The sequence below is a fragment of the Escherichia sp. MOD1-EC6842 genome, from assembly GCF_002965705.1.
GTDB lineage: Bacteria > Pseudomonadota > Gammaproteobacteria > Enterobacterales > Enterobacteriaceae > Escherichia > Escherichia ruysiae.
In genome coordinates, this window is the sequence record NZ_PTRF01000013.1 from 92,520 (window position 1) to 106,233 (window position 13,714).

The 13,714-nt window shown below is 53.2% G+C and carries 11 protein-coding genes and 1 pseudogene; 6 read left to right on the forward strand and 6 right to left on the reverse strand.

All coding sequences use genetic code 11. The annotated features are described in order from the left end of the window. The first annotated feature begins 248 nt into the window (after positions 1–248). Complete coding sequence (locus A7Z29_RS16175; protein ID WP_000805926.1) at positions 249–956, forward strand: response regulator transcription factor; 708 nt, start codon at positions 249–251, stop codon at positions 954–956. On the opposite strand, the gene A7Z29_RS16180 is transcribed toward A7Z29_RS16175, so the two are convergent. The 4 genes and pseudogenes from A7Z29_RS16180 to A7Z29_RS16195 all read right to left on the reverse strand — a co-directional run bounded on the left by A7Z29_RS16180 (position 953) and on the right by A7Z29_RS16195 (position 5,467). Further along, positions 953–1,954, reverse strand: coding sequence for a carbohydrate kinase family protein (locus A7Z29_RS16180; RefSeq protein WP_000970595.1), 1,002 nt, complete (start codon positions 1,952–1,954; stop codon positions 953–955). The two genes, A7Z29_RS16175 and A7Z29_RS16180, sit on opposite strands and share 4 nt — an antisense overlap. A gap of 60 nt (positions 1,955–2,014) precedes the next feature. After that, entirely contained in the window at positions 2,015–2,956 is a 942-nt protein-coding gene (locus tag A7Z29_RS16185; RefSeq protein WP_032226457.1) for an ABC transporter substrate-binding protein, read from the reverse strand. Positions 2,957–2,986: 30 nt separating this feature from the next. Beyond that, positions 2,987–3,961: an ABC transporter permease subunit gene (locus A7Z29_RS16190; protein ID WP_021551530.1), complete on the reverse strand. Its 975-nt coding sequence runs from the start codon at positions 3,959–3,961 to the stop codon at positions 2,987–2,989. After that, positions 3,958–5,467: pseudogene (locus A7Z29_RS16195) on the reverse strand (sugar ABC transporter ATP-binding protein). Before A7Z29_RS16195 ends, A7Z29_RS16190 begins: the two are co-directional and overlap by 4 nt. Positions 5,468–5,580: 113 nt before the next feature. Between A7Z29_RS16195 and A7Z29_RS16205 the strand changes: the two are divergent. The 3 genes from A7Z29_RS16205 to yjdP all read left to right on the forward strand — a co-directional run bounded on the left by A7Z29_RS16205 (position 5,581) and on the right by yjdP (position 8,988). Continuing rightward, complete coding sequence (locus A7Z29_RS16205) at positions 5,581–7,845, forward strand: hybrid sensor histidine kinase/response regulator (RefSeq protein WP_105290469.1); 2,265 nt, start codon at positions 5,581–5,583, stop codon at positions 7,843–7,845. Positions 7,846–7,957: 112 nt separating this feature from the next. Further along, positions 7,958–8,590 (forward strand): GNAT family protein, encoded by a 633-nt coding sequence (locus A7Z29_RS16210; RefSeq protein WP_000636711.1) that lies wholly within the window; start codon positions 7,958–7,960, stop codon positions 8,588–8,590. Between the two features lie 68 nt (positions 8,591–8,658). Further along, the gene (gene yjdP / locus A7Z29_RS16215; protein WP_105290470.1) at positions 8,659–8,988 is read left to right on the forward strand and encodes a DDRRRQL repeat protein YjdP; all 330 of its coding nucleotides are present in this window, start codon (positions 8,659–8,661) and stop codon (positions 8,986–8,988) included. Between the two features lie 63 nt (positions 8,989–9,051). Here the strand turns inward: yjdP and yjdN are convergent, their stop codons facing one another. Together yjdN and A7Z29_RS16225 are read right to left on the reverse strand one after the other, a co-directional pair. Further along, on the reverse strand, positions 9,052–9,495 hold the full coding sequence (gene yjdN, locus A7Z29_RS16220; RefSeq protein WP_001131294.1) for a VOC family metalloprotein YjdN: 444 nt from the start codon (positions 9,493–9,495) through the stop codon (positions 9,052–9,054). Positions 9,496–9,734: 239 nt separating this feature from the next. Further along, entirely contained in the window at positions 9,735–10,070 is a 336-nt protein-coding gene (locus tag A7Z29_RS16225) for a zinc ribbon domain-containing protein YjdM (protein ID WP_001300891.1), read from the reverse strand. A 399-nt stretch (positions 10,071–10,469) separates the two neighbouring features. On the opposite strand from A7Z29_RS16225, the gene crfC reads away from it, so the two are divergent. Together crfC and A7Z29_RS16240 are read left to right on the forward strand one after the other, a co-directional pair. Then, entirely contained in the window at positions 10,470–12,698 is a 2,229-nt protein-coding gene (crfC, locus tag A7Z29_RS16235; RefSeq protein ID WP_105290471.1) for a clamp-binding protein CrfC, read from the forward strand. Then, positions 12,695–13,567: a diguanylate cyclase regulator RdcB family protein gene (locus A7Z29_RS16240; RefSeq protein WP_000169207.1), complete on the forward strand. Its 873-nt coding sequence runs from the start codon at positions 12,695–12,697 to the stop codon at positions 13,565–13,567. The genes crfC and A7Z29_RS16240 overlap by 4 nt, the downstream gene beginning before the upstream one ends. Positions 13,568–13,714 lie beyond the last annotated feature (147 nt).

Sequence of the window (13,714 nt, forward strand, 5' to 3'; positions counted from 1 at the left end):
TGCAAAATACGTCATTTAAAGCCGGCGATATCATAATTGGGAAACGACGATTTTAATAAACGGAAGTGTGAGCGGAACGAGTCATTTTATTAGGGATTTGTGCTGAAGGTGAAAAAGTACGGCATATCTATTAACAATATCAATAATGTGACATGAATTATATTTTCATTATATATATTGCTTTCCTCTTTCACTTCGCCAGGAAGTACGCACAATGATTAATCAGGTGAATAATGCGGAGTGTAACCATGAAACCCGTGGTGCTGGTGGTGGATGATGACGCGGCTATCTGTGCACTGTTGCAGGATGTGTTAAGCGAACATGTCTTTACGGTTTCAGTCTGCCATACCGGACAGGCGGCAATATCGTGTATTGAAGGCGATCCTGATATTGCGCTGGTGGTGCTGGATATGATGTTGCCTGATACCAACGGCCTGATGGTATTACAACAACTACAGAAAATGCGTCCTGCATTGCCGGTGGTGATGCTGACCGGTCTGGGCAGTGAGTCTGATGTGGTGGTCGGGCTGGAAATGGGCGCGGATGATTACATCTGCAAGCCATTTACCCCACGGGTAGTGGTCGCGCGACTAAAAGCGGTGTTACGGCGCGTTGGCGTGCTGGCGGTCAATGAGGAGAAAAATGCCGGGCTGTCATTTAATGGCTGGTATCTCGATACCACACGCTGCCAGCTACATAATCCGCGACAGCAACTTGTTGAGCTGACTCAGGGCGAATATTGCTTGTTGCTGGCTCTGGCACAAAACGCCCGTCGGGTATTGAGCCGTGAGCAGTTGCTGGAGTTTACCCATAGTGACAGCATAGAGGTGTTTGATCGCACCATCGACGTATTAATCATGCGACTACGACGCAAAATCGAACTGAACCCGCATCAGCCAATGTTGATTAAAACTCTGCGCGGTCTGGGTTATGTCTTCGCTGCCGACGTGCATTAATCCGACATTTCTGTTTGCAGCTCTTCCAGTGTTTTTGCCCCGTCGATGGCGTTGGCGCATAACAGGCTCGCGCGTGCGCAGGCATGTGCCAGTTTGATGCTCTCGGTAAGCGTCCAGCGTTCGTGGCAGCCATACAAAAATCCGGCACAAAACGCATCACCCGCGCCGACGCTACCGATAATCTCGCGCGGTTCTAATTTCCGTGAGGGTATCCACATGCCGCCCTGTTCCGGCGTCTCTCCCCATGCGCCTTCCGCGCAGTGAATCACCACGCGCTGGCGCACGCCCGCATCTAACAGTTCGCGCGCGGCGGCGGCAATATGCGCGATATGTGGCTCGCCGTTAGGCAAACGAATCTCCAGCCCGCTAAATTCCCCAGCCTCCAGTTCGTTAATCACCAGATAATCCAGATGACGCAACGCGGGCAATACCAGCGGCTGATAGCGCGGATCGCCCTTGCGGGAAACCAGATCGAGACAGGTTTCATAGCCAGCGTCATGCATCTGCGCCAGCAGGCGGGCGCTGCGAGTGCCATAAACATCGTCTGGCATATCCAGGCTTTCGAGCAACAGCAGATAACCGAGATGGAAGATTTTCATGCTGCTATCAAGCTGGTCGAACGCCGGAAGATCCAGCAGCCGGTTAGCGCCTGGAGAATGGAAAAAGGTGCGCTGCCCGCTGGGATCGGTCATCACCTGCGACATCGACGTCGGCGCAAAAGTGGTGCGCTGCACATGCTGGCGGTTGACGTGATATTGCTCCAGCATCGCCATAATGTAATCGCCATCGCTGTCCTGACCGATTAGCCCGACCGCCTGCAAAGGCAGCCCGGCGCGCATTTTCGCCAGCGTCAGGAGGACGTTAAGCGGCGCGCCGCCGGTGGAGCGTTCGCTGTGGGTGATCTCAGCCAGCCAGCCGCGCTCCGGCCACTGGATAATCTGGTGGACGTGGTCAACCAGCATATTTCCTGCTGCGATAATACCTTTACGTTCCATCATGCCCGCTCCTGGATTAGCTAATGCGCTGTCGCCGGGCAGCGTCGCCGCCCGGCTTCGGACTTATTTCACCGTCCAGCCTTTGTAATTGCCGACGTTGTCTTTGTCGATCATCGTCACCGGGATCAGCACCGGCTCTTTCGGCGCGGGTTTGCCCTGCAAAATGTCATAACCGATCTCGACGGCTTTCGCCGCCATCACCTGTGGGTCTTGTGCGGGAGTCGCGACAAACAATGAGTTCTCACGCTTCAGCGCCTCTTCGGCGTCCGGGCTACCATCCACGCCAACAATAAAGAACTCGTTACGTTGTGCCTGTTTTGCTGCCAGATCGGCGCCGATCGCGGTGGGATCGTTAATCGCAAACACGCCGTCGATCTTCGGATTCGCCGCCAGCAGCCCGGTCATCACCTCCAGCCCGCCTTCACGACTGCCTTTGGCGTTCTGGTTGTCAGAGAGCACCTTGATGTCAGGATGGCGTTTAAATTCGGTCTGGCAGCCTTCGACGCGGTTCTGCACGGCGGACACCGGCGGGCCGTTGATGATCACCACGTTGCCTTTGCCTTTTAGGCGATCGGTGATGTATTTACAGGCCATTTCGCCCGCCTGGGTGTTATCGGAAGTAATGGTGGCGTCGGCACCTTCTGCCGCTACGTCAACCGCCACCACCACGATCCCGGCGTCTTTCGCCCGTTTCACCGCCGGGCCGATCCCTTTTGAATCGGCAGCGTTAAGGATGATCATATCGACGTTAGCGGCGATAAAGTTGTCAATTTGCGACACCTGCTGGCCCAGATCGTAGCCGCTGGAAACCAGCGTCACTTTGACGTTATCGCCTGCCAGTTTACGCGCTTCCAGCTCCGCGCCTTTGGTTATCTGTACGAAGAACGGGTTCGCCAGGTCGCCTACCGTTACGCCTATCGATTTCAGTTCTTTCGCCTGGGCGAACGGTGCCGCAGCCAGCAGCGCGCCTGCACAGAGCGCGGTCACTAAGGGCTTCAATCTCATACTGTATTCCTCATGTGTAGGGTATTGTTGTTATGCGCTTTGATGATGTCGGGTACGGTATTTGTCGATCAGCACCGCAATGATGATCACCGCCCCTTTGATCACCAACTGCCAGAAGTAAGAGACGCCCATTAAGGTCATGCCGTTGTTGAGCGTGGCGATAATCAGCGCGCCGACCAGCGTGCCGGTGATGGTGCCGATCCCGCCAACAAAACTGGTGCCGCCGAGGATCACCGCCGCAATGGCGTCCAGTTCGTAACCCATGCCTAAGTTGCCGTTGGCGCTGTATAGCCGCGAGGCGCTCATAATCCCGCCCAGCCCTGAAAGCAGGCCGCTCATGCCATAAACAAACAGCAGCACCAACCAGACTTTAATGCCGGTAAGACGCGCCGCCTGCATATTGCCGCCGACGGCGTAGATATGAACGCCAAGCGTGGTACGGCGCAGAATAAACCAGCACACCACGATCACCGCTAGCGCAATGACCACCAGCCAGGGGATTGGCCCAAGATAGTTGTTGCCTATCCACTCGAAATTAATGTTGGAGTTGATGACCGTGGTGCCGTCTGCCAGCAGATACGCCGCCCCGCGTAGCGCCGTATAGGTGCCGAGCGTGACGATAAATGGCGGCAATCCGGCAAAGGCCACCAGTGCGCCGTTGAACAACCCCAGCAGCAGGCCGAGCATCAGCGCCGCTGGAATCGACAGCATGGCGAACTCCGGGCTAAGGGAGACGACCATCGCCGCCACCGCCGTGGTGCCGAGAATTGAACCTACAGAAAGATCGATCCCGCCGGTCAAAATGATGAAGGTCATTCCTGCCGCCAACACAATGTTGATTGACGCCTGGCGGGTAATATTCAGCAGGTTGCTTTCGGTAAAAAAGTTTGGCGCGATAAAGCCAAAAACCGCCACGATCAGGATCAGAATCGGCAAAATGCCGACCGTTTGCATCAGATCGCTCATTAACATTTTTTTGGCAGAGGTCTTTGCAGATGTCGTCATGAGCGCACCGCCTGGGAATGGGCGTCGTTGACGCCGGTCGCTAAGGTCATAATGTTTTCCTGGGTGATGTTGTTGCCGTTTAACTCACCGGCAATGCTGCCTTCGCGCATTACATAAACGCGATCGCTCATCCCGACTATCTCCGGCAGTTCGCTGGAGATCATCAGGATCGCCACGCCCTTGCGCGCCATCTCGTTCATGATCCGGTAGATCTCGCTTTTTGCGCCGACATCCACGCCGCGCGTGGGTTCATCGAGCAGTAAAATGCGTGGGCCAATCGCCACCCAGCGGGAGATCAACAGTTTTTGCTGATTACCGCCCGAAAGCCCACCTGCTCGCACCTGGGCATGAGGCACGCGGATGTTGAGCAACTTAATGGCGTCATCGGAAATGGTTTGTGCTTTTTTGCGATTGAGCATCCCCCAGCTGGCATCGCGCTCCAGGGTTGCCATGGTGATGTTTTCGGCTGCCGCCATTTCAAGGAACAATCCCTGTTCTTTGCGGTTTTCGGTGAGAAAACCAATGCCAAGATCGATGGCTTCGCGCGGGGAGTGGATCACCACCGGTTCGCCATCGACTTCAATCATTCCTCCTGTCGCTTTCCGCACGCCGAAAATTAACTGCGCCAGTTCGGAACGTCCGGCGCCCACCAGCCCGGCGAGGCCGACAATTTCGCCGGAACGCACCAGCAGGCTACTCGGCTGGACTTTGCCGCCGTCGGTCAGGTGGTGAACGTTCAGGCGGGCTTTGCCGAGCGGGATATCGCGCTCTTTATTGAACAGATCGCTCAGCGGCCTGCCGACCATCATCCGCACCAGTTCCCCGGCGTTGAGATTGTCGCGGGTCAGGCTGCCAACGTATTGCCCGTCACGCAGCACGCTGACGCGATCGGAAAGCTCATACACTTCTGCCATGCGGTGGCTGATGTAGATAATCGCCATCCCTTCATCGCGCAGTCGCATAATCAGTTCAAACAGGCGGTGAGTTTCGCGGGAGGAGAGGGCGGCGGTAGGTTCGTCCATCACCAGAATGCGGCTGTTGCGATGCAACGCGCGGGCGATTTCGACCTGCTGTTGCTCGGCGATGGTCAGCGTCATGACTTTATCGCTGGCGTTAAACTGCGCGCCGAGGCGGTCGATCACTTTTTGCGCCTGCACCAGCATCTCTTTGCGCTGCACCAGCCCGCCGTGGGAAAGCTCGCTGCCGAGGAAAATGTTCTCTGCCACCGTCAAATTGGGTGCCAGCTGCATCTCCTGATAAATCAGCGTTTAAGGCATCTTTCGGTGTGCGAATGTGAAAGGGCTTGCCGTCTATCAGGATCTCGCCGCTGGTGGCGGTATACGCCCCCGCCAGCACCTTCATCAGCGTGCTTTTTCCGGCGCCGTTTTCCCCCATCAGGGCATGGATCTCGCCAGGGTAAACCGTCAAATCCACCCCTTTGAGCGCGTAAAATTTGCCGAAGGCTTTGGCAATATTGCGCATCTCCAGAACTGGCGTGCTGTTCATGGCGGACTCCTGCGAGGTTGTCGATATCAGCACTCCATCACAGGAAAGTAAATGCAAAATGTCAGAAGCCGTTCATATTTGTCATATTGCGATTTTTCTTTACGGAGCGTGATATGGCGCACCCCGGACGTCACTTTTTTGCCAGCGCGCGCGGGCGGTTGCTGCTTTTAAATTTGCTTGTGGTGGCGGTGACGCTGATGGTCAGCGGCGTGGCGGTAATGGGCTTTCGTCATGCCAGCCAGATGCAGGAGCAGGTGCAGCAGCAAACGGTGGATGATATGACCGGCAGCCTGAATCTGGCGCGCGACACCGCAAACGTGGCGACAGCGGCGGTGCGATTATCACAGGTGGTGGGCGCGCTGGAATATAAAGGTGAAGCCGAGCGATTGCAGGAGACACAGCGGGCATTAAAAAGCTCGCTTGCACAACTGGCGAACGCGCCTTTAGCACAGCAGGACGCCGGGCTGGTGGCGCGAATCATCCAGCGCAGTAATGAACTGCAAACCAGCGTCGGCGGAATGCTGGAGCGGGGGCAAAGGCGGCACCTGGAACGTAACGCGCTGTTAAGTTCGCTATATCAAAACTTAAGTTATCTGCGGCATCTGCAAAAAGTCACTTACGCGGAAGATGATCTTTTGCTTAACGAGATGAACCGGCTGATCGTTGCCGCCATTGCCACTCCAGCACCGCAGGCGATTATTCATCAACTGGTTGAAGTGATGTCTGCGCTGCCGACTCATAGTGATACGCCGTTAGTAAATACGCTACTTACTGATTTCAATGATGAACTACGTAAACTCGCGCCGCTTTCGGCGTCACTGGAGCAAAGCGATCTGGCGATTAGCTGGTATATGTTTCACATCAAAGCTCTGGTGGCGATCCTTAACAGCGATATAAACCATTATGCCGAACAGGTGGCGATGCTTTCCGGTCAGCGGGTAGCACAAAGTTACCAGGATCTGCGCTCCGGCGAGAGGGTGATCATGATTTTTGCCCTGTTAGCGGTGGTGATCACCGCATTTGCAGGTTGGTACATCTATCGCAATCTCGGCTCAAACCTGACGGCGATTTCCCGCGCCATGAGCCGTCTGGCGCACGGTGAAGCAGACGTCAGCTTTCCGGCGTTACAGCGGCGCGATGAGTTAGGTGAACTGGCACGCGCCTTTAACGTCTTCGCCCGTAATACCGCATCGCTTGAGCGGACGTCACGGCTGCTGAAAGAGAAAACCACGCAGATGGAGATTGCTCAAACCGAGCGGCAGGGGCTGGAAGAGGCGCTGTTGCATAGCCAGAAACTAAAAGCGGTCGGGCAACTGACGGGGGGACTGGCGCATGATTTTAATAATCTGTTGGCGGTGATTATTGGCAGCCTGGAGCTGGTGAACACAGACTCGCCCGACGCGCCGCGAATACAGCGAGCGCAGCAAGCCGCCGAACGTGGCGCGCTACTAACCCAGCGACTGTTGGCGTTTTCCCGCAAGCAGTCCTTACATCCACAAGCCATTGAACTGAAAACATTACTGGAAGAGTTAAGCGAATTGATGCGCCACTCCTTACCGGCAACGCTGACGCTGGAGATTGAAGCGCAGTCTCCGGCGTGGCCTGCGTGGATTGACGTCAGCCAACTGGAAAACGCCATCATCAACCTGGTGATGAACGCTCGTGATGCGATGGAAGGGCTGACGGGAACCCTCAAAATCCGCACCTGGAACCAGCGTGTCACCCGTAGCGGTGGGCAGCGTCAGGACATGGTGGCTCTGGAGGTTATCGATCATGGCTGTGGAATGTCGCAGGAGGTGAAAAGCCAGGTATTCGAGCCGTTCTTTACCACCAAACAGACGGGCAGTGGCAGCGGACTAGGCTTGTCGATGGTCTATGGTTTCGTGCGTCAGTCCGGCGGGAGGGTGGAAATCGAAAGTGCACAGGGGCAGGGAACGACAGTCAGACTACAGCTTCCCCGTGCGTTGTTGGCGGCGAAAAATGTATCGTCAGCGGTGGTAGAACAGACAGCCGTCAGCGGCGATAAGCTGGTGTTGGTGCTGGAAGATGAAGCTGCAGTACGCCAGACAATCTGCGAACAGTTGCACCTGCTGGGCTATTTGACGCTGGAAGCCAGCAGCGGCGAACAGGCGCTGGATCTGCTGGCGGCATCAGTGGAAATCGATATTTTTATCAGCGACTTAATGCTCCCAGGCGGTATGAGCGGCGCAGAAGTGGTCAATGCAGCACGCAAACGCTACCCACACCTGACGCTGCTGCTCATCAGCGGTCAGGATTTACGCCCCAGCTATAACCCCGCGTTGCCAGAAGTGGCGCTGCTGCGCAAACCTTTTACCCGCGTGCAACTGGCGCAGGCATTGGGGCAAATTGAGGGATGATTTTCAGAATTTATCAAGAGGCCTGGAGCAAACGTGCTGCTATTGTGAGCAATTCTGCTCTGAATGGGATATAAAAGGAATTATGTCAGTACTGACAAGAGGCGATTCACATATGATCGTGATGCCAACCACCTATAGCCCAATGACGGTTGCTCGTTCTTTTCGCGTGGTGGAAGAGATCGAGCTTTCCGGGCGTCTGTTACAGGTGATTTATGACAGCCAGACGCCAAGAGCGGCCATCATTGAAGCGGACATTGAAGTTTTTGCAGGCGTGCCACGTCATCGGGTACTCGCCGCTCTCGACCTGCAGCGTAAAAAAGAGTTCGGCAGCGATATTATTGCCGTTGAACGCTGGTGGGAAGACTCGGATCTGGTACAAGTGGAAGGTATCTGCGTCTCCCCAGGTGAACGCGATAAAGGTCTGGCAACGCGACTGTATGAAGCGTTAATCCTGCAATGCGGAATCACACTCATCAGCGATTTTGATCAGTATGATGGCGGGAAGATGCTCTGGCAGAAGATCGCGCGCGAGTCCGATCAGATTTCGGTGTTTATATTAGACACTGAACAAGAGACATTTTGGCCTTACGATGGCACTAAAGTGATCTACGATGGTGGCTGCATTCCGGAAGAACGTATCTGGAGTATTTCTCCGGATCAAAAATGTCATAGCATTGTGCTGGTGGCGGAAAATAAACGGCGAGCTATCCAGCTAATGGAAGAGTCTGCGCCTTACCGTATTTGAGATTACTCCGCTACTCCGGTTATTTACACTCAACTAACGTTAAGCCAGTCCATCACAGAGACTGTCTTATGAAACCTTACTCCACGCTCTTTCTTTTCACCCTGCTCACGCTGACCACCGTTCCGGCTCAGGCCGATGTTATCGACGACACGATTGGTAATATTCAGCAGGCGATTAACGACGCTTATAACCCTGACCGTGGGCGTGACTATGAAGATTCGCGCGACGACGGCTGGCAGCGTCAAGTGAGCGACGATCGTCGCAGACAATATGACGACCGCCGCCGCCAGTTTGAAGATCGCCGCAGGCAGCTGGACGACCGCCAGCGCCAGCTTGATCAGGAGCGTCGGCAACTGGAAGATGAAGAGCGGAGAATGGAAGATGAGTATGGGCGGTGATGTTGGGTATAGGGCAGGCATCGCTCCTCCCCCTAATTCTCCCCATCAGCTATTAAAGCCCGGCTATTGTGTTGACTGCTGCTTAACGACATTAATCATCCACGGCACTCCAAATTTATCGGTAACTTTGCCGAAGCCATGTGCCCAGAAGGTTTCCTGCCAGTCCATTTCGATTTTTCCGTTGGCGGCAAGGTTGTCAAACCAACGTTTCCCTTCCTCGACCTGTTGCGAATCGAGCACCAACGTAAATCCGGAGTAGTTGGCTTTTCCTGACGGTATGGCATCGCTCATCATGATGTCGCTTCCGGCAATGCGCACGTTAGCATGGGCGATGGCAGTATCAGGAAATTGCATCCCTGAAGGACAACCTTCGGAGCTTTCCTGCGCGGGTTTCGGCATTTCTCCAAAGCTGATTTTATAGAGCAGTTCCGCATCTAACGTGCGTTGGTAATAGGCTATGGCGTCGGCACAGTTACCGGCAAAAGAGATATAGGGGCTTAACGGCATGATGGTGACCTCAGTTAAGAGAAGTCAGTTAAGTGTAGTTTGAATTTTGTACAGATGAAGAGTAGGCCTCATAAGACGCGCAAGCGTCGCATCAGGCATTGGCACCGTTGCCGGATGCGGCGTAAACGCCTTATTCCGGCCTACGGATGGCGCGGGAATTTGTAGGCCTGATAAGACGCGCAAGCGTCGCATCAGGCATTTGGCACCGTTGCCGGATGTATCGCACCCGGCATTCGAAATCAATTCTTTTTCACAAACTCAGATTTCAGTTTCATCGGACCAAAACCGTCGATTTTGCAATCGATGTTATGGTCGCCTTCAACCAGGCGGATGTTTTTCACTTTGGTGCCGATTTTCAGCATCGAAGAGCTACCTTTCACCTTCAGATCTTTAATGATGGTAACGCTGTCGCCGTCAGCCAGCAGGTTGCCGTTAGCATCTTTAACGATCAGCTCGTCGCTTTCCTGCGCAGGTTCAGCGTCGTTCCATTCGTAGGCGCATTCCGGGCAGATGTACATGCCGTTATCTTCGTAGGTGTATTCGGAGTTGCATTTCGGGCAGTGTGGTAATGACATGTGGATTTCCTCAAAAGTCAGCAGGGCAAAAGCGCCAAAAAACGGCAGATTGCCGAAAAAGGCCGCAATTATACACAAAATCCCTGCGTTTGTCGGGGGTACTGCTGATTTTAGTCGACGATCGTTTTCATTTGAAAGACAACGCAAAAAGAAAATAATCTTTTTGCCTCTGTTTATTATTTAAGTTAAGGTTAACTCTCTTCTTGTTCTTTTTTTAATTAAATTGTTATTTTATCTTTCTGACTTTTAACTTGTCGGAAGAGATTTATTCATCCGAATAAAAACAACATATTAAATATAAAAATTATTTCCTGCAGTAATTATAAAAGCCGACAACAGAACGAAAAAACGATCTGGCTAAATAAAAATAATGAAATTTGCTTTAAGGAAGAATTTTCCATGTACACACAGACAATATATGAGTTAAGTCAGGAGGCTGAACGTCTGTTACAGCTTTCCAGACAACAGTTGCAGTTACTGGAAAAAATGCCGCTCTCTGTGCCCGGAGAAGATGCACCACCACTGGCTTTACCCTGGAGTCAGTCTAATATCGCCGAGCGTCACGCAATGCTGAATAATGAGCTGCGAAAAATTTCCCGTCTGGAAATGGTGCTGGCGATTATTGGCACCATGAAAGCAGGGAAATCAACCACCATTAACGCTATTGTTGGCACTGAAGTTCTGCCTAATCGCAATCGCCCTATGACTGCGCTGCCGACGCTTATTCGCCATACGCCGGGGCAAAAAGAACCGGTGCTGCATTTTTCACATGTCGCACCAATCGACTGTTTAATCCAACAATTACAACAACGCCTGCGCGATTGCGATATTGAGCATCTGACCGAACTGCTGGAAATAGATAAAGATATGCGTGCGCTTATGCAGCGGATCGAAAATGGCGTTGCTTTTGAAAAATATTATCTTGGTGCCCAGCCAATTTTTCATTGCCTGAAAAGTTTGAATGATTTGGTGCGTCTGGCGAAGGCGCTGGACGTCGATTTTCCTTTTTCTGCTTACGCCGCCATTGAGCATATTCCAGTAATTGAAGTGGAGTTTGTCCATCTGGCAGGGCTAGAGAGTTATCCCGGGCAGTTGACGCTGCTGGATACCCCCGGACCGAATGAAGCCGGACAACCGCATCTGCAAAAAATGCTTAACGAGCAACTGGCGCGCGCCTCCGCAGTGCTGGCGGTGCTGGACTATACGCAACTGAAGTCAATCTCCGATGAAGAAGTGCGTGAGGCGGTTTTAGCGGTGGGGAAATCAGTACCGCTGTATGTGCTCGTCAATAAGTTCGATCAGCAGGATCGTAACAGTGACGATGCTGAACAGGTGCGGGCGCTGATTTCCGGGACGTTGATGAAAGGTTGTGTTACGCCAGGGCAGATATTTCCGGTATCGTCGATGTGGGGCTATCTGGCAAATCGGGCACGTCATGAGTTAGCTAACAATGGTAAGTTGCCAGCACCGGAGCAACAACGCTGGGTGGAGGATTTTGCCCATGCCGCGCTTGGCAGGCGCTGGTGCAATGCCGATCTGGCAGATATCGACCATATTCGCCATGCTGCCGATCAACTGTGGGAAGATTCGCTGTTCGCCCAACCGGTTCAGGCATTACTCCATGCCGCCTACGCCAACGCGTCGTTATATGCACTGCGATCTGCCTCGCATAAGTTGTTGAATTATGCCCAACAAGCGCGGGAATACCTTGATTTTCGCGCTCACGGGCTGAACGTCGTTTGCGAGCAATTGCGGCAAAATATCCTCCAGATTGAAGAAAATATGCAGCTATTGCAGCTTAATCAGGTGCAGGTGAGTGGCGAGATTAAACATGAAATCGAGGTTGCTCTGGCATCAGCCAACGACTTTCTGCGTCAGCAGCAAGACGAGGTGAATACCCAGTTAGCAGTGCTGTTTCAACATGATTCGTGGCCGTTAAGCGAGATTCGTACCCGCTGCGAGACGCTGTTACAGGCGGCACAGACCAAAATCAGCCGTGACTTTACGCTGCGTTTTGCTGAACTGGAATCAACCCTTTGCCGGGTGTTAACCGATGTTATTCACCCCATCGAGCAACGGGTAAAAACAGAATTGAATGAGTCCGGGTTTCGCCCCGGCTTTCATTTTCCTGCTTTTCACGGCGCAGTCCCACACTTCAATACTCGCCAGCTGTTCAGCGATGCAATATCCCACCAGGAAGCAATGGATGAGCAGAGCAGCCGTTTTGGCATTGTGCGTGAGACGTTCTCGCGCTGGCTGAATCAGCCTGACTGGGGACGGGGTGGTGAGAAATCACCGCCAGAGGCCGTTGATTACAGTGCGCTACAACGAACGTTAACCGAAGAAGTAGACCTTTATTGCCAACAAATGGCTAAAGCTTTGGCGGTTCAGGTCGATGATTCTGTCACGGCAGGCATGAACACTTTTTTCGCTGATTTCGCGTTATGTTTGACGGAATTACAGGCGCGTTTACGCGATAGTCTGGCTCTGCGTCAACAAAATGAATCCGTGGTCAGGATGATGCAGCAGCAATTGCAACAGACCGTGATGATTCATGGCTGGATTTATACGGACTCTCAGTTGTTACGCGATGATATTCAAACTCTTTTCATGGCAGAACAGTATTGACAAAGACGTTACTGGACGGCTCTGGTCGCGTACTGGAGTCGGTTTATCCCCGCTTTTTGGTGGATCTGGCGCAGGGCGATGATGCCCGCTATCCACAAACCCATCAGCAGCAGCTTCGTGAACGACTGATGCAGGAACTTCTTGCGCGCGCACAACTTCAGACGTGGGCGAATGCCGGAATGTTAAATGCGCCACTTAGCCTGCGCCTGACATTGGTGGAAAAACTGGCGGCGATGCTTGATCCCGGTCATCTGGCGCTGACGCAGATCGCGCAACATCTGGCACTATTGCAAAAAATGGATCACCGTTCGTACTCTGCTTTCCCGGAACTTCCCCAGCAAATCGCCGCGTTGTATGAGTGGTTTTCTGCCCGCTGTCGCTGGAAGGAAAAAGCGTTAATGCAACGAGGGTTACTGGTTCAGGCAGGTGAGCAGAGTGAGCAAATTTTTACCCGCTGGCGTGCTGGTGCGTATAACGCCTGGTCGCTACCGGGACGTTGTTTTATTGCTCTGGAGGAGCTGCGCTGGGGAGCGTTTGGCGATGCCTGCCATCTGGGAAGCCCGCAAGCGGTGGCGTTGTTGCTGGGTGATTTGCGCGTGAAAGCGACGCAATATCTGGCAGATAGTATCAATGCGGCACCGACCACTCGCCATTATTACCATCAGTGGTTTTCCCCTCCTGGAGCCTCGACAGGCGGGGATCATGCAGACTTTTTAAGTTGGCTGGGCAAGTGGTCGGATGCCGATAAGCAGCCTGTTTGCTGGTCAGTAACCCAACGCTGGCAAACCGTCGCGTTGGGGATGCCACGGCTCTGTTCAGCACAACGTCTGGCGGGGGCAATGGTCGAAGAAATCTTCTCTGTAAATTGACTGTAAATAATCAGTTACATCAATGAGTGCTCAACGAAATCCATGTGTGAAGTTGATCACAAATTTAAACGCTGGTAGGGTAAAAAGGTCATTAACTGCCCAATTCAGGCGTCAACAGGTTTGATTGTACAATCCTTAATCGGATCG